The organism is Paenibacillus sp. FSL H7-0350, from assembly GCF_038593195.1.
GTDB lineage: Bacteria > Bacillota > Bacilli > Paenibacillales > Paenibacillaceae > Paenibacillus_AQ.
This window is the reverse complement of record NZ_CP151972.1, coordinates 4,607,164-4,624,043: the sequence shown is the minus strand read 5'-3', so window position 1 is coordinate 4,624,043 and position 16,880 is coordinate 4,607,164. Positions and strand designations below refer to the sequence as shown.

The following is a 16,880-nucleotide window of genomic DNA, read 5'->3' as shown; positions in this document are numbered from 1 at the left end:
GCAGAGACACAACTGACGGTACCCTCACAAGATTAAATTATTAATGTGATCATAAAAATAACCGTTATGAACCCTGTCCATTAACCATTGTGGTTTTATATGGACAAGGGTTCATTTTTACGAGTCGTGGCTTGGCAAATCCACAATTCGCCGCCGCGTAATGCTGAGATTATATGGAGAGGTTGCCTAAATTACTTCAACTGATTAACGAAATTTTCTATGTACGACCTAAATTCGGATCTGGCTGATGAAGATATCATGTTAATTCCCACTGCCTGCTGGTTAAATAGCAACTCAGCACCTTTTAAATTCACAGATACAACACTGGAGATGTCAATTGTAACTGGCTTTTGCAGCATGTTGTGGATGTGAATCCGCCGACTGGTAATCAGAAAACCGTCTTTGGCGCTACCAAAGCCAGTGTTATCAAACAGAACAATAGCCCTTTCATCGGCTTCCAGCTTTGCATAAGCTTCGAATGCGTTCTGATACTTCTTAGTGACCTTCTCATTTTCATTTTCGAGAAATAGATATTTGCGAATCCCCTCGTTCTTGATACTTAATATAGTATCCTTAATATCTTTTATAATCTTATCTTTATTCTTCATCGAATTAGAAGTAGCAGCTAAAGATACCGCAACCTCAGTCTTCGATAACTGTAATTCGGAAGAAGCACGGCTATGTTCAACTATCCCTGTCCCATTGATTGTACCAATCCCTCCTCCGTATTTCTGAACAAATACTAAGAGTTCAACAAACTCATAAAACTCACTCCGATCCTTGCCGCTAATTAGATTTATATCTACCGATTGCCCGTCAATAAGAATCGCACTGCCGGACAGACGCATCTCCTGAAGCCCCTGTAAGCTGATACTTAATCCCTTCGCCATCATATTGTGTGCATATATATTCTGATCCGTAATCAAGAAGCCGTCTTTAGCACTCCCAAAAGCGGTATTGTCAAATAAGAGAATAGGTGCCTCGTCTTGAATAGGTGCATAAGAGGCCTTGGCATTAGCCAACTTTGTCAATAACTTCTCAGTCATTTCCCCTTGAATAAGGTATAACTTGGATTTCACCGATTCATTCTGGATTGAGAAGAATGCCCTCTGTACCGACTTAGTTGGTTGATCTGCCAGCTCAGATTTGATAGCTTGATATAAGTTATTATTCTTCAACTTTTGTTCCAGTTCCACAGTATAATCCCCAAATAGCTGCGCTAGACGTTGCTCACTTTCAATAGCTGCATTAAGGTCTTGAATTAATTGATCTATCGGCACTTCAAAATAGCGGGCATAGTTAATCAGATCACTTTCATCTTCATCTGAGCTATATTTCAAGGCAAGTTCATAGTAATCTATATCGAATGGATCTTTCACCAAGATCTCAGCGATCATCCGCCTACGGTCTTCATTCCTGACACTGCCGTCCATAATATTGTTATATATAATAGAAGCTTTTTCTTGTTCGATGCTTGTGTACGACTCTGCGGCGAGTGACACCCCACTGTCATTGATACACTCTACAACAGCTCGATGTATGTAATAAATATCAAAATAAACAGACAAACAAAGCGTCTTCTTCGTATCAGGGTCTTTAAAAATTTTGTTCTTGAGATTATTCACTTCGGCGCTTGTGGCCGCATTACCCATAGCGTTTGAAAACGAATGCAGCAGACCAGTTGTCATATTGGCTGTTCCGGCCATTGCCATCCCTTTCATTGCACCACCTAAACCGAACCCTCCTCCTACCATCCGCCCTCTCCCCGATTTACGATCTGAACGGTATTCTTTCTTCGCTTCTTTATATTCCACTAGTTCTTTAAATTTTTCTCGAATTTCACTAAAATTTTCTTCCCAATTGCCTATATACTCATATGCAACATCGGTGAATCGGCTTAAACTGATGTGGTAAACACCAAAACGCTTCAACATTTCGATTGCGTGTTCCATTGCAGATCCGATAAGATCATCTGCATCGCTATCCCCATGACGGATTAAGTCGTCTAGGTTGTGGTACTTTGTCCCAAAGTTTCGGGACATCTGTTCTCTAGCCTCCCAAGCCAGCTGTTGAAATTCTCCACGAATGAAAATATAGTCCTTTGTTTTCTTAGGAAGTTCTACTTCGTATCCCAACAAGTTAAAACTTTCAGTTTGGGACGTTCGGGCACTCTGAGGCTTTTGTCCCACTAAACTTTGCTGTTGTCCTTCTGACTGCGGTGACTCTTGTATATCATTAACTCCGATCGTTTTTGTTCCACAATTAAAGCAAAACTTTGCATTATCGTCTAATTTCGTACCACAATTGGAGCAGAACATTATGCGGCTTCCACCTTTCACGTTAGCAAGATATATTCATGCAAAATTATACCAAATTAACTCAAACTTCAACATAAAAAATCAAATCATCACGCGGCGTCGGATTTTACTAGGCACTAAGATTTCTAATGCACGTATTTAATTTTTGTTGTTCATCAAGTCGATTAGATGTGTCAACAAGCTCCGCATACGGATAAGCCAAAGCCAAAGGACTTTGTCCGCCCCGTGTCGAAATAAAAATTATGATCTTTGTATTTGGGAAGCAAGGTATGTTATCTGACGAAGAATACAAAGGCAATAGCATTCTTTCTTACCATGCCTTTAAAATCAGCGATCAGTGACCACGAAATGCGATAAGGAGAATTCTAAAATGGCGAATGAACTTCAATCTTTATCCGTGCTTTTTCAAAACAGACTGTTCCGCATACCTGACTATCAACGTGGGTATGCGTGGAAACACGAGCAGCTTGCGGATTTTTGGGAAGACTTGCTAAACCTGCACGAGGATAGATATCACTACACTGGGCTACTCTCACTTAAGGCTGTTAGCCGAAAGGAAGCGCACCAGTGGCACGAGGACGAGTGGCTACTAGATATCGGCTATAAACCATATCATATTGTTGACGGGCAGCAACGGCTAACCACGTTTTCAATTCTGATGCACGAAATAGTGTCTATAGTCAAAAACGCTCCAGAAAATAAGGACAAGCCTGAAGAAGTGATTTTCCTCGGATATGAATCGTTGAAGGATATCAAGGCGAAGTACGTACTTCGGAAGCGTCCGCCCCAGAATATCGTGACAACATATCTGTTCGGTTATGAGACTGATAATCCAAGTTCCGAATACCTAAAATACAAGGTATTTGAGGAACCTTTCGGCGGAACGGTTTTTGAAACCTTCTATACGAAGAATTTGAAATACGCGAAGTCGTTCTTTGCCAAAAACTTAAGGGCAATATACGAGAGCGAAGGCATGGGCGGGATTGAGTTTTTATACAAGAAACTCACATTGCGTCTGATGTTCAATCTTCACGAAATAGAGGATGATTATGATGTTTTTGTAGCATTCGAAACAATGAACAACCGTGGCAAAAAACTCACTAATCTGGAACTCTTGAAAAACCGACTTATTTACCTGACCACACTTTTCGATAATGATCAACTGGATGCAAGGGATAAGGAACAACTTCGAAATAACATTAATGATGCATGGAAAGAGGTGTACTATCAACTTGGGCGTAACCAAGATGCACCGCTTTCTGACGATGACTTCCTCCGAGCACATTGGATTACATACTTCCAGTATTCACGGAAGCGGGGAGACGATTATATACGCTTCCTACTGGGCAAGTTCTCCGCGAAAAACGTCTTTGAGAAGTTTACTATCACCACACAAGCTGAAATATTTGAACCATTGACTGATTTTGAAGCCTCTGATGATGATATACCTGACGATACGCCTGAACTAGAACCTATTCTGGTCAGCAAGCTCACACCAATGGAGATCAGTAACTATGTGAACAGCTTGAAGAAACTAGCGGAGTTCTGGTACTATAGCTATTTCCCAAGCGACAGTACTATTCTTACCGATGGAGAAAAGGTGTGGATCGATAAACTGAATCGTGTAGGAATCGGATATTTCCGGCCACTTGTAGTAGCTTCACTTGCCACAGCAAAATTGACACCTTCTACCGAACGGATTGCACTTTATAAAACGATAGAGCGATTTATATTCCTCTCATTCCGTGTTGGCGGATTTAATGCAAGCTACAAAAGTAGTGATTATTACAATAAGGCAAGAGACGTTCTTTGGAACAGCAATACACTATCATCGGTCACTGATGACTTAAATGCAACTCTCAACAAGGATATGGCTGCTCTTATTGCAAACTTTATCACACGTACCGATAGACGTTTCGATTCAGGTGAGGGATTCTACGGCTGGCGCGATCTTCGATACTTCCTGTACGAGTACGAATATGAACTGGCAACCCGATACAATCTGCAGAAAGTAGATTGGAGTATGTTCACTAAAGTTGAGAAGGAGAAGCTAACGATTGAACATATACTACCGCAGACCCCGACAAAAAGTTACTGGCGCAATCAATTCAGACAGTACACCGAGGAAGAGATAAAGCTGTTGTCTGCTTCCTTGGGCAACCTGCTTCCGCTTGCTCAGAGTATTAACTCCTCTCTGCAAAACGACGGTTTCCCAGATAAGAAAAACCCTTCATCTTCTGGCCGCCGAGGGTACGCGAACGGATCGCACTCGGAAATCGAAGTTGCTTCAGAAGGTACCTGGACGGCACAGAACATATTGGATAGAGGGATGCTTTTGCTTAAATTTATGGAATCGAGATGGGGACTCTCATATACCGATGAGCAGAAGGCTCATTTACTCCATGTCGAGTTTGTTGGTGATGAACGTGCAGAGGTTCCTGAACTAACAGTTGAAGAAGCCTTGCCCGTAACACAGCAAGTATCTCCAGATACTACACGTGACCTATCTGATCGCCATTACCTCCGCTACGACTTTTGGAGCAACTTTGTAGAGTATTGCAAAGAGCATGGACGAGGGGAGGATATTGCATCCCGCAAGCCCTCCTATGATGATTGGTATGATGTCACAATCGGTAGCCGAAATTACCACATCTTCTTTCAGCTTGTTCGAAAGAAAATTCTACGCATTGGCCTTTATGTCTACAATTCGGAGAGCTTCGCCAAATTAGATTCACTTAAGGCTGACATAGAAGAAACATATGGTGGAAAACTTGAATGGTATACCAGCCGTGAAAAAAGTACAGCAAAGAGGATTCTGCACTCCTTAGATGCCGATATCCATAACCCAGAGCTTTACCAACAGCACTTCCAATGGCTTATTACTCAATTTGATAAACTGAAGGCGGTGTTAGAAGGATTGGATCGACAGATAAATAAATAATTTGCGAAAGGGGATATCATGTGAATGTTCAGGAGTTAGGGAGAATTCTTAGTGACATGTATAATAAGGCACCTCACGGAAAACAAGTTGCTAAAATTCATTTATTCGGTGTTAAATATGCGGATGTCATACAAAGAAACCACTACAGTGTTAAGGACATTGTAGCAGCTTCTGGTATCAACATTTCATACGCAACAGAAGTTAGCAAAGGCATAAAATTGTCAGAGTATGTGGTTCCGAAAGATTAATCATCCAATTGAAGAACCCTTATCCTACTTTAACCATTGTGGTTTTATGTGGACAAGGGTGTTTAGATGCAAACCACAGCTCGGCAAATCCACAATTCGCCGCCGCGTAATGCTCAGGTTGTTTGGGGAGGTGGCATGAACCAAGATGCAGCCCTATTCTAAATTATATAACCACACATGATTTTAATATCTTTTCTAATGGATCAGCCAATAAATTTCATTAGTCAGCGTCTTAAGTTATCTGATCTACTAAATTAAGAGGGATTAACGAAATAAGATAACTAAGAATCACTATTCATCTCTAGTATCTACAGCCATATCATGCTTAATTACATAGGGCATGATGTCCACCCCTGCCTTTTTCAATAAGTTTATTGTTCCAATGTCAATTCCAGACCAGTGGTCATTCCATGCTTCCCTGAAATATTTATCTAGGTCGGTATACATCATTACATTTCTTAAAAAACCAACATAGTTATTATGACCGGATGTGAATTTTGAAGGATTATCAGTAATAATTTGGTCAAGTTCATAAATACTTTTTATACCGAATGCTAATAGCTCATCAATGATTTCTTCCGCACCTTTATTAAAGACAGGAGCAAAATCCTCGTTTTTAATTAACAACTCCAACTTTTGGGGCAAATAATTACTTAGTGATGTGATATTAATTGAAATGTCCAACTCACCCCGTTTGGTTTTCTCTACTGTCTCACTTTCATATATATCTAATGTTTGGGCAATGGAATCAAACTCCCTATCAACAAGTTCTAATGTTGCAGAAGCCAAAGCAAATCTACGTTGGATGTCATACTCTAACGGAAACTCACCTTTGAATTTATAACTTCTGTCATGAGCAATGTCTGCCCATGCATGTTCAAGAATCGTCCTAATTTGAATTTCAAAAGTTAAATCTTTAAATATTTTATATTCAGGCAGTTCTAACCTACTATCAGTTAGAGTAGCAACATAATGAACGGATCTATAGCCTACTTTGTCGCTACCCAATTCCATACCCTTATCCACACTATTACTTTCGTCGATTTTGAACAAGGGCTTGATTACTTCACAACATTTGATTACTTCAGATTTAATATATGTAATAATTCGAATACCTGCTAAATCCTGAATTTGATTTATTGGATCATTGTATTTATCCTTCGATGCCTTCTTAAAAAAGCTATCAGTCTCTTTTGCTCTACTCGATATTGAATAGTATGTAATTCCTGCAGAATCTAACACTTCTTCAATTATATTTTCGACTTTACTTGCAAGACTAGAATACTTTGGTCGATTTATTGTGTACCACTGCATAATTTCATCTATATTTTTAACTTGTGCTGACATACGCCACCTACCTTTAATTAATGGAATACTACTACTATTCTACAAATCAGATTTGGTTCCTTCATCTTTTTCGTTCTTCCAACAAACACGGTCAAAAAATAAATAGAAGAATATTAAACCCCTGTCCAGTATTAACCGTTGTGGTTTTGCATGGACAAGGGTTTAAACAACTGGTGGCGTGGTAAATCCACAATTTGTCGTAATATACAAGGACTATTACATGCCTAAGAACAATTCAGTTGATGGTCTAATTCTCCTTGTTAGATCATGCTTATTACAATACCTTAATGCTCTACCTTCTTCTGTCATATAACCAAAAAAATCTAATGAAGAATACGAGCAAATCACTTGGAACAAACGATCCAAGAGCTCGGTATGCTGGAATGAACTTGTTATGAATCTGCTATCAAAGATATCATTTGAATAATTAGGCTTATAGAAAACAAAAGTACCTTCAAATGATTTCCCCTTCAAGTCTATCCTATGCCCCAACACAATAATACAACCCTGTTTATAGTTGATTTTATGAGTAATAGCCCCATTGAAATCAGTACCATACCCTCCAAGTTTATTCGCTAGTTCATCAGAAAGAGCAAATATGTAATCTGTTATTTCTGAATACTTACTGTAACTCTCAGGTATCAGTTCTCTCTTTTCAATTTTCGAAATAAGTTCTTCAATAAATTGAGCTTGTTCATTAAGGCTAAACATGGGGACAACTTGCTTATATTCCTTATCCTCTTTTTCTTGCAGAATAGCCTTGCATGCCGTTTCCCATGTGAAAGACTTCTCTTCCTTTATCTTACGTATTTCTTCAAAATACCCCAACTGGACATCATTCAATTGCTGTCTCGACCCGATGAGCCCAATTTCTCTTAATATCTTTTTAAAGAATCGTACGTTCCCTAACTTCTCACCAACCTTCTCAGCGAACTCTTCGTCGGAATATAGCATACATTACCACCATGCCTTTCAATCCATATTAATTAAACTCATCTTAACACTTATAAACTTTAATTCATATACTTTTCCCTTTTTTATATTCTTTTATTATCCGAAATACAATGATGATTTTACCGAGCTTGTCACCTGAAAACTCTAAGAAATCCCGTCGAATAATTAACAACCTAGGGTAAGTACCTTATCCAAACCTGGAGAAATATAAATACTCTGACCAATACCTCACTTCAGCACTACTCCACAGTTCGTGCGACTTACTCTTCTATATGTCATGAGAATTTTCAAATCTGTTACAAAACAACTTTCATCTATATATAATAACTTTGATTATAATCATGGAGGTCTAAAATGAACAAAAATCAAAAGCAATTACTCGCCCTACTCGAATCAACCTTCAACCCCCAAGACGATGTTCACTTCTTGGCGATTGCAGAAACACAAATTCAAGTTTACGACAAAGAGCGGCCCGTACACCAAGTACGAGTCGCTCTTACTTTTAAAGAAGGAGACACAGTAAACCCTTATTACGATGGTACCGACTTATTTGTAACGATGGACGAGAATAGCATTCAGTTCTGCTTAGAAAAAGATTGGGCTGACGGCCCCCCCCGCTGTTGAAGGAAGTCCCATTGAGTTGGCACTTGGCTGGGTATCCGAATTAGGCCTGCCCTTTCTCGTGTCCTCACATGCAAAGGAAGCGGCCGAAAGCAAAGCCAGTAATTCAGCCGACCGATCACAAACAACGCCCCTGACTGACCCGACCCCTTGGTTCTAAACCTAGACTTCAGTAAGCAAAGGAGATCAAGCAACCATGACTCTAACCCTCAACAAAAAAGAAAAACGAGCCCTCGCCACAATCATCCATGAACGTACAGACGAGCATCTGTCACGCTTTCCCTACGCTAGATACCCAGTCGAGCCAATGGAGGAGTGGAAGCGGCTTTTCTGTGACCCGAAGGCTGTTTCTTCTGACACACTTAAGCAGGCGCTGGGGTGGCACTTTGGCGACTGGCAGCGCAAGGACATGGCTCTCTCTCACAGAAAAACCATCGCCACTGTTCTTAAGGCATGGCCCGAGTTCACCGACACCGTCACTAGCCCCTCTGCTGACTCCTTCAGTTTTTGGGAAGAAGCTGCCCGACTGGCAGCGCGGCTTTGATGCCACCGCCTTCCTACTGCACCTCCTGCGGCCCGACAGCTTGGAACTGACCGATCATCATCGACTCCATGCCGTGTCCGAGCTTCTCAAGGAGATCAACCACCAAGACAGCGACCAGGACCTCACCCAATCCCTGCAAGACATGGAGCGCTACACCCGGTTTTTCCGGGCTGTCCTGCCCAAGCTCCCTGGAGCCGACGGACGCGTCCGGCTGGATCGCTTTCTTAAAGCCTACGGTAACCGTCATGCCTACAAAAATATCAGCAATACTTACAGTACCAAAGAGGCAACCATTCGGCAGTTCACTTGGAGTAACTGCGAAGCGCAGCGCTTTGACCTTAAGAAAATCACCTTGCGCTCAAATGCTGATATCCTGTTTGCCTGCCTACTGCTGGTACTGGACAAGCATAAAGAGGACAACGAAAAGCTCACCATCGGGAAAATTACAGACCATATCCCCCTCGGTACAGCAGGAATCTGCAATCCAGCTAGCTACCACTACGCCATGATTGCCCTCTTCGGAAGCCAAAAAAGCCGTGACTACTTCAATTTGGAAGGCGCTACGCTTCGGGAGGCATTCACGGAACAGGCCAACCAATCCACACGCGACATGAGGTTCTACATTAAACACGCTGAAGAATCGGTAACTATTAATCCGAAATATCTGAAAAAAGCATGACGCACTACCCTGAAAGGAGGTGATACCCCATACCATCCATTAAGGATTACCCAGCCTTATTCGTTTAAGAAGATAGTCGGGTCAAACGCAGAGAAATTTGCAACGAAATCATTGAAGCCATTCTTCACACACTCTACAAATCCGATGGCCCTCTCCCTCTGCATCTGTAATTTTGTAAGCTCCATCCACGAAATCCAAGTCAAACTCGAATTCAATTTGCTACTTCTCAGGGTTAAAAAAAGGCTTGCCGCCCGAGATCTGGACGACAAGCCTTCAATTTCTATTCAGTTTCCTTCCATTCTAAAGCCGCTTTCAGTAATGCCAACGCCTTTGTATGCTCATAGACAGGCCGCTCCAGCATGAGCGCAATGATTTCTCCCAGTGCGTCATCCCGATTAGCAGGGTCAATCATACGAAATAATTCCTCTAATGACAGGGATAAGCCTTCGGCTATCTTCTTTAAGGTAAAGACCGAAATGCTTTTTTCGCCTCTCTCAATCTGTCCGATGTAATTTGAGTTCAGCTCCGCCAGTTCCCCAAGCTTCTCTTGAGACAGCCCCTGTTCTACGCGAAGTAGTCTAATCTTTTCCCCTAATCCTTTTACAAATGTCTCTGCCTCTTTTTGGTCGCTCTTCGCCTTATGCACCACGAGCATCACCTCATAATAAGCGTAAAAGAGAATCAGCAGTCCCTGCCAACTACCAAGAATACGTATTTAATGATTTAATCCATCTAATAATACAAATTACTGTTTTATTATGTATTATTAAATACGATAAAGTAAAATTTTTCATTACAAAATCATAACTTAAAACCAGGAGGCTCATCCCATGATTCGCATGAATGAAGGAGAAGTTCTTATCAAGGAAGGCAAGGCCAATCGTGCGCGTTTTGCACTCATTTCCCAAGGTGGAAAGCTAATACTTACTAATCAGCGGCTTGTATTTGTCGGAACCGGTATGAACATTGGTGAAGGAACTATTGCCATCAAACTAGCTGATATTTTGAGATACAAGAAAGCGGTGGCTTTGCCGCTGATGCCAATACCGAATGCGTTCAAGGTTACCGACCAAAACGGCAAAACCCACAAGTTCATCGTATCAGGGCGGGGTAAGTGGATTCGTGCAATTTCCGAAGCCCTTTAACATCCGTCAACACTACAACAGAGCATCGAATACACTCTCAAAACCGGAGGAATATACAGATGAAAGTAAAAAACCAAATTATCACTACGCTTACCGTCGCTACCTTGCTCTTCACACAAGTTGGGACCGCTCTTGCAGACAGCACAATCAATGTGTATCTGAAAGGAAAACTACAAACCTTCGAACAATCGGCAATCATCAAAGACGGATCAACATTGGTTCCCATGCGGGCTATTTTTGAGGCACTAGGCGCAACGGTCAAGTGGGATGGAAAACAGCAAATTATCGACGCTACAAAGGATGACAAGACCATCCGCTTGCAGATTGGTTGGAAAGGTACTTGGATCGGGGAAACCAAAGTGGCATTGGACGCTGCTCCACAAATCATAAATGGCAGTACAATGGTGCCGCTACGCTTCATCGGTGAAGCCCTTGGTGAGAAGGTCGAATGGGATAGCACTTCTCGTTCCGTCCTCATTTCAACCGACAAATTCCAGCTTCCGAAAGCGGATAGCGGCGTGTATAAAGGCTATGCCTCTGTCATGCGGGACGCGATAAAGAGCGAAACGTCGACAGGGGTCAAGATGCCAGATGCTACCTATAAGATTCTGGAGAGTAACAGTGATGCGTTCTTTGCGACTAATCGGGACAAGTTCTCTCTCTACGACAAAGCAAAACAGGTAAGTTCAGCTAATATGTCAAAAAATCCAGCCCAGTACAGCTCCGCAATTACTGAGGTTAATCGAATCCGAATCTTCGACGTACAGGAATTGACCGCAAAAATGGACAGATCACTACTATGGCCTATGGAGAGAATGAAAGCGGGGGCTTGTTCTTCCAGATTTTCTACGCCGGTTCTAAGAAGCTGGCTAAAGAAGATATCATCGAAATGGTGGGGATTTCAACAGGCAAATCTCAAATCAGTGTGCTCAATCGTCTTGGCGTTCAGTATGATGCTCCTGTAACAGTTTTCGTAGCCGGTAATATCTTTACTGCTTTAGAAGAGTATCAGTTACAGGCCAATCGCGGCAAAGGTCAGGCCATTGAGTTTGACGATGAGGCACAGGCGCGTCTGGATAAAGGAACAGGGACGAGTTACACAGGCGAGATGGGTCTCGTGCAGGCGGCTGAGGACGGAGTGCTTAGCGAAGTACAGCGTCTAGTCGGAACAAACCATGTCGATGCTAACGCTCTACCCCAAAACCGGACTCCGCTGATGGCAGCAGCACTTAAAGGCAACGACGAAATCGTCACGTATCTGCTGTCGCAGGGTGCCGACCCGAACCTAGGATATTCCTTTACTTCAGCACTTAGTTCAGCAGCATACAGCGGAAAAGCTTCAACCGTGAAGCTGCTGCTTCAAGCAGGTGCAGTTCCAAATGACTTTGCCCTAAGTACGGCAAGGGATAGTGGATATGCTGACATCCTGACGCTTCTAGAAGCTGCTACAAAGTAACGAGTCTTTATAAATTACAAGTCCCCATGTCGCTTCTAAAGGACATGGGGAATTTATAAATAATAGATAGTAGAATGGAGGCGTAGCACTTGGCAATTCTTTTTTTTGACATGCTGAGAAACAAGATAGACATGACAAAAGCTGAGGCAGCGGTGAGAAGAGCAGAGACGTTCTCAGATCGGCAAGTCACACTCAGCACTAAAGCAGAGCTGGAGGATGCTGTAAGCAAGAGATACGGTACCATCATCGTTGTGGGCGAGCTGGCAGAAAACGTGGGCAGAGCCTACAAGGTTAAGGACAAGCTGAGGTTGCTGGAAAAGGCATCTTTCGTTCAGCCGCAACCAGGTTTCCTGGGTATAACGGAGACGGTCATCATCACAGCTATTGTAGCGTTGACGGTTGTTCTTGTTGTGGCAATGTTAAAGAACTACAACATAGATACAGATATTGAAACGAGCGATGTAAGTCCTAAAATCAGATTAAAGCTGAATAAGTAAAGCTCTTCAAGATACCCCGAATTCTCTAGGTCGGGGTTTTTCCTTCCCCTCATAAAACAATTTCAATACATACATAGGCTCATGTATCTTTTGGAGAAGGACATTATTCCATGGGGTAGATTTATAGAGGATAGCAATGTGTATTATATACCTGTTTAATTCCTCGTATTTATAAAGTAGACTCCTGATCATACAATTGTGAAGAAACCCGAAAAAATCAAAAGTATATTCATCCATATATAATTACGATGCGAGAAGAGCTGCTTGTGATAGAATGAATCTAACGATTTTTACTAAACAGGTGAGAGCTATGCAATTAGATGCGGAAACGATTGAATTAATGCAACATGAATTACAAAGTAACATCGGTGATGAGAGATTTAGAGTAAAGCTGAGGGCTGTCCTACTTAAACATACAGGGTTGTCAAACAAGCAGATTGCCGATGAGTTAAATGTGTCTACTGAAACGATAAGAAGATGGATTCTCAAATTCAACGACCAAGGTTATGAAGCGCTTCGAGAGAAGGACCGTAGCGGGAGGCCGACGAGTTTAAATTCCAAACAAAAAGAAAAGATAATTAACCTCCTGAAAGAACACCCAATATCCGAAGGATACCATGTTACTGAATGGACGATTAAAATGGTACAGGACACTGTGTTAAAAAAATTCAACACATTTTTAAGTACATCTTCCGCGCATAGATTGATATCCCATAACAGAGTAGAGAACAGGAACAGAGTAACATTTAGTGAGCAAAGGCGAATAAGAAGGGAATTTGAAACGCGGTTTTTCGAGTTAGAACATGAACGTAGGGCTGGTAGCGCTTGTTGGTACGTGCATCGGCTGTATCTGGGGAGATTCCTCGAAAATGCGGGATTGATCAAACTGAATTATGACTACGAACTTTTCTGTGCAATCAATATTAGCAACATTGAGCCATTGAATGAGAGCCAACTTGAAATCACAATTTCAACGTCGAGTAAACTCCATCCACCTGAGCATTCGAGATACACAAGGTTCATAAGGCGACTCATTAAAAAATATGTCGAAGATAAAGAAGTAACCGAAGCTGATGATGATATTAAAAAAACCTTCAAGAGAAAGTTATTGAGAAAAAAGCATGAAAAACCTTCAAAGGTATTGATCTTAGTGCAGCCATTAGATTGGGAGATGAAAGCGGAAAAAGAACTGAGCGGTGAATGCAAACCGGATTCCGAAAAGCCGTTCGAGTTTTAGTTTACACCTATTAGTTCCTTAGAATATAGCATTAGGCAAATCATTGTGATGGAACGATTGGAAAAACACTTAAGAAAGTCATTGAAACAGTCCAAACTTAGCACGGTGGATGTTCAAGGTGAATTACTAAAGAAAGTGAATGAAGCCTTCGTAGAAGGACTTAAGCATTACGAAAAACACAAGACTTTTGGGAATTATTAATTCATACAACCCATATCAGCCAAGGCCTCTCACAGGCCCTGGCTTTTTTTTCGCGTTATATCTGCTGCCAATCGAATTGTCATTTCTGAGCTTTCTTAGGCTTTCCTGTATTCTTTGGTTTGTAAGGTTGTTTTAACGACCTTAACATCTAAAAAAGGAGCAAATCAATGACAACAAATCACGAAGAAATCGTAACAGATCAACAGATTGACCCCTCCCAACACGCTGAGCTAATCAGTGATCTTAAAGGGGTCGGCAGTAAGCATAAAAGCAAGGGCGCGAGCGGTGAAAGTGCGTTTTCCATGGTAAGTACCCCAGGTAACGGAAAACGCATTACTTTCAGCCCCAATTTGATAAGTAAGCTCGGCTCTCCTTCAAAAGTGCAAATTGCTTTCAACAACAATGGGATTGCTGTTGGATCCAAACTTCCTGAGAATGACTCATTCTTCACATTAAGAAAGATAGGCAATAGATCGGTTATTTATTCAGGAGAACTGGTAGATGAACTTACGGCGCTTTTCGATCTCAACTTCAGCGAAAGAACCAGTATCTCGTTCTATGAAGTGACCTATCTTACCATAGATGATAAAGAAGTCGCTTTTGTACCGCTGTCCTTATAAGTTAACTGCTTGGTAAGGCAATTTTGATCTTTGAAAACTGAATAGTATTAACCTGGATTTTTCGATGCTGATAGTTTGACGACACCAACAATACTTAATTAAAGGAGAATGAACCATGCTTCGCTGCCAGATTACATGAAGGATAAGGAAGCTCTGCTGCCAAGTCGGTACTCAATAGCAGAGAAAAACCTTTGTATAGTCCAAACAAATAAGGATGGCAATCGTAATGATTTTCCACTGGCTAACTTTTTCGCTTGGATAAATAAAACTGTCGTCAAGGATGATGGTTCGGAGCAACAACGATTTTACGAGCTGGAGGGAGTCTTGCTACATAGTAGAAAACGACTGCAGCCCATACATGTCGCAGCGAGCGATTTCGAGAGCATGAAGTGGCTGGAGCAGTGGGGGCCAGAGCCTAACATACAACCTGGGAACAAGGTCAGGGACACCGTCCGCCACGCGATCCAGACAACAGCATCAGGAGCAACCAAAGAACGTGTGTTCGCCCATCTAGGCTGGGTGAAAGTGGGGGGGACTTTCAGATACCTTCACGCGGAAGGAGCTGTGGGAGCAACAGACGTTAAGGTCGAGATCGACCCAAGGTTGAGAAACTACAATCTGCCTAAATCATCAGGTGATCGAAAAGAGGCTATGAAAGCAAGTCTGGGTTTGCTGAACATTGCGCCACATCGGGTTACGCTACCAATGTGGGGGCTGACCTTTCTGTCTCCAATGTGTGAATGGTTGAGAACAGTCGGTCTAGAGCCAAAATTCCTCATGTGGCTGCACGGTTACACAGGAACTCGTAAGACAACGCTCGCCAAGTTGTTCTCATGCCATTTCGGTGATCTGTTAGAACGCCCTCCAGCAAGTTTTAAAGATACGGCAAACTCTGTGGAGAAGCGTGGGTTTGATGTCAAAGATTCATTACTACTAATAGATGATTACCACCCGACCAGTTCACCGAGAGAAGCGAAAAGCATGACGCAACTAGCTCAGCAAATCCTAAGGGCTTACGGAGACAGGGTTGGACGAGGCCGCATGAGGCAAGATACTAGCCTCCGGCCCGACTACCCTCCTAGGGGCATGGCTATTGTAACAGCAGAGGATGTTCTAGACGGTGGATCAAGTATTGCCAGATTGTTCCCCGTTGAACTTAGACAAGGTGATCTCGATCTTGACAAATTAACTACTGCCCAGCAGCAGTCTCCGCTCTTAAGTCAGGCGATGGTCGGGTACTTGGAGTGGCTTGGACAGGCCATGTCGGAAAGTGACGACCGGCTGAGAGAAATCTTTTTCAAAAGAAGAAACGAAGCTTCCCGACTACACGTACACGGTAGGCTGGTAGAAGCCGCAGCCTGGCTGCATCTCGGACTCCAACTAGGCCTAGACTACGCTGAAAGTGTTGGTGCAATCGAACCTGAACAAAAACATGAGCTTCTTGAGGAGGCCTGGGAGGGATTTGTAGGAACGGCGAGCGAGCAAGGAGAACAGGTGGCGGAGGTCAAAGCGACAAAACGCTTTGTAGACATTGTCAGCGAACTCCTTGCTAATCGTACAATCTACACAGAAACCACCCAACCGCTTTCTCAAGGGGACATTCCCAAGAGTGGTACTCACGTTGGCTGGCATGATAGCAACTACTATTACTTTCTGCCTGACGTTCTCTACAATGCAGTGTGTCGCTTCCTTTCGGCACAAGGGACTCATTTTTCGTATTTCCAGTCAAACCTTGTGGAAACAGTTAGCCGAAGAAGGCCTCACGCTCACGGAAACATCCAAGGAAAACGGTAAAGAGCGGCGACACAACCTGGTCAAAAAAGCAGTTAGAGGTCATCGTTCCCGTAAACTCTGTGTGAAAGCTGATGTTTTGCGGGGAAGGGCCGACGAAGAACTACAACCCCGAACTCGACCTGAACAAAGCCAACCTGAACCTAGGCGGGACCTGACAGAAGTGTTCGCCCCCGAGAACGAGGGCATTGCCCCCTGAAAGCGATAGAGTCGGGGCACTGGAGATTCCAATTGGGTCATGGACTGCGGGAATTGGAGCCCCCATTGCCCCCGAAAAAAAA

Annotated in this window: 16 protein-coding genes; 12 read left to right on the top strand and 4 right to left on the bottom strand. The window is 42.6% G+C overall.

The genetic code is table 11. The features are described 5' to 3' along the window. Positions 1 to 191: 191 nt before the first annotated feature. Positions 192 to 2,318, bottom strand: a complete 2,127-nt coding sequence (locus tag NYE24_RS21270; protein ID WP_342476596.1) for a zinc ribbon domain-containing protein — start codon at positions 2,316 to 2,318, stop codon at positions 192 to 194. A 370-nt stretch (positions 2,319 to 2,688) separates the two neighbouring features. Here NYE24_RS21270 and NYE24_RS21265 point away from each other — a divergent pair, with 370 nt between their 5' ends. Both NYE24_RS21265 and NYE24_RS21260 read left to right on the top strand, forming a co-directional pair. Next, positions 2,689 to 5,259, top strand: coding sequence for a DUF4268 domain-containing protein (locus tag NYE24_RS21265; RefSeq protein WP_342476595.1), 2,571 nt, complete (start codon positions 2,689 to 2,691; stop codon positions 5,257 to 5,259). Between the two features lie 20 nt (positions 5,260 to 5,279). Continuing rightward, the gene (locus NYE24_RS21260; RefSeq protein ID WP_342476594.1) at positions 5,280 to 5,507 is read left to right on the top strand and encodes a hypothetical protein; all 228 of its coding nucleotides are present in this window, start codon (positions 5,280 to 5,282) and stop codon (positions 5,505 to 5,507) included. A 291-nt stretch (positions 5,508 to 5,798) separates the two neighbouring features. Here the strand turns inward: NYE24_RS21260 and NYE24_RS21255 are convergent, their stop codons facing one another. Both NYE24_RS21255 and NYE24_RS21250 read right to left on the bottom strand, forming a co-directional pair. Beyond that, a complete protein-coding gene (locus NYE24_RS21255) occupies positions 5,799 to 6,854 on the bottom strand; it encodes a RelA/SpoT domain-containing protein (protein WP_342476593.1) in 1,056 nt (351 codons plus the stop codon). Between the two features lie 216 nt (positions 6,855 to 7,070). Then, complete coding sequence (locus tag NYE24_RS21250; RefSeq protein WP_342476592.1) at positions 7,071 to 7,808, bottom strand: hypothetical protein; 738 nt, start codon at positions 7,806 to 7,808, stop codon at positions 7,071 to 7,073. Positions 7,809 to 8,162: 354 nt separating this feature from the next. Between NYE24_RS21250 and NYE24_RS21245 the strand changes: the two genes are divergently transcribed. The 3 genes from NYE24_RS21245 to NYE24_RS21235 all read left to right on the top strand — a co-directional run bounded on the left by NYE24_RS21245 (position 8,163) and on the right by NYE24_RS21235 (position 9,652). Beyond that, the gene (locus tag NYE24_RS21245) at positions 8,163 to 8,432 is read left to right on the top strand and encodes a hypothetical protein (protein ID WP_342476591.1); all 270 of its coding nucleotides are present in this window, start codon (positions 8,163 to 8,165) and stop codon (positions 8,430 to 8,432) included. Between the two features lie 193 nt (positions 8,433 to 8,625). Continuing rightward, positions 8,626 to 8,973 (top strand): hypothetical protein, encoded by a 348-nt coding sequence (locus NYE24_RS21240; RefSeq protein WP_342476590.1) that lies wholly within the window; start codon positions 8,626 to 8,628, stop codon positions 8,971 to 8,973. Positions 8,974 to 9,013: 40 nt separating this feature from the next. Next, complete coding sequence (locus NYE24_RS21235; protein ID WP_342476589.1) at positions 9,014 to 9,652, top strand: hypothetical protein; 639 nt, start codon at positions 9,014 to 9,016, stop codon at positions 9,650 to 9,652. 280 nt (positions 9,653 to 9,932) lie between these two features. On the opposite strand, the gene NYE24_RS21230 is transcribed toward NYE24_RS21235, so the two are convergent. After that, on the bottom strand, positions 9,933 to 10,307 hold the full coding sequence (locus NYE24_RS21230; RefSeq protein ID WP_342476588.1) for a helix-turn-helix transcriptional regulator: 375 nt from the start codon (positions 10,305 to 10,307) through the stop codon (positions 9,933 to 9,935). 175 nt (positions 10,308 to 10,482) lie between these two features. Here NYE24_RS21230 and NYE24_RS21225 point away from each other — a divergent pair, with 175 nt between their 5' ends. The 7 genes from NYE24_RS21225 to NYE24_RS21195 all read left to right on the top strand — a co-directional run bounded on the left by NYE24_RS21225 (position 10,483) and on the right by NYE24_RS21195 (position 16,602). Beyond that, positions 10,483 to 10,797, top strand: a complete 315-nt coding sequence (locus NYE24_RS21225; protein WP_342476587.1) for a hypothetical protein — start codon at positions 10,483 to 10,485, stop codon at positions 10,795 to 10,797. A gap of 59 nt (positions 10,798 to 10,856) precedes the next feature. After that, entirely contained in the window at positions 10,857 to 11,762 is a 906-nt protein-coding gene (locus tag NYE24_RS21220; protein ID WP_342476586.1) for a copper amine oxidase N-terminal domain-containing protein, read from the top strand. Then, positions 11,723 to 12,253 carry an ankyrin repeat domain-containing protein gene (locus NYE24_RS21215; RefSeq protein WP_342476585.1) on the top strand — a complete coding sequence of 177 codons (531 nt, stop codon included), beginning with the start codon at positions 11,723 to 11,725 and terminating at the stop codon, positions 12,251 to 12,253. Before NYE24_RS21220 ends, NYE24_RS21215 begins: the two co-directional genes overlap by 40 nt. 89 nt (positions 12,254 to 12,342) lie before the next feature. Beyond that, the gene (locus NYE24_RS21210; protein WP_342476584.1) at positions 12,343 to 12,750 is read left to right on the top strand and encodes a hypothetical protein; all 408 of its coding nucleotides are present in this window, start codon (positions 12,343 to 12,345) and stop codon (positions 12,748 to 12,750) included. A gap of 274 nt (positions 12,751 to 13,024) precedes the next feature. After that, positions 13,025 to 13,987, top strand: coding sequence for a helix-turn-helix domain-containing protein (locus NYE24_RS21205; RefSeq protein WP_342476583.1), 963 nt, complete (start codon positions 13,025 to 13,027; stop codon positions 13,985 to 13,987). A 368-nt stretch (positions 13,988 to 14,355) separates the two neighbouring features. Continuing rightward, positions 14,356 to 14,808 carry a hypothetical protein gene (locus NYE24_RS21200; RefSeq protein ID WP_342476582.1) on the top strand — a complete coding sequence of 151 codons (453 nt, stop codon included), beginning with the start codon at positions 14,356 to 14,358 and terminating at the stop codon, positions 14,806 to 14,808. Between the two features lie 135 nt (positions 14,809 to 14,943). Then, positions 14,944 to 16,602 carry a hypothetical protein gene (locus NYE24_RS21195; RefSeq protein WP_342476581.1) on the top strand — a complete coding sequence of 553 codons (1,659 nt, stop codon included), beginning with the start codon at positions 14,944 to 14,946 and terminating at the stop codon, positions 16,600 to 16,602. Positions 16,603 to 16,880 lie beyond the last annotated feature (278 nt).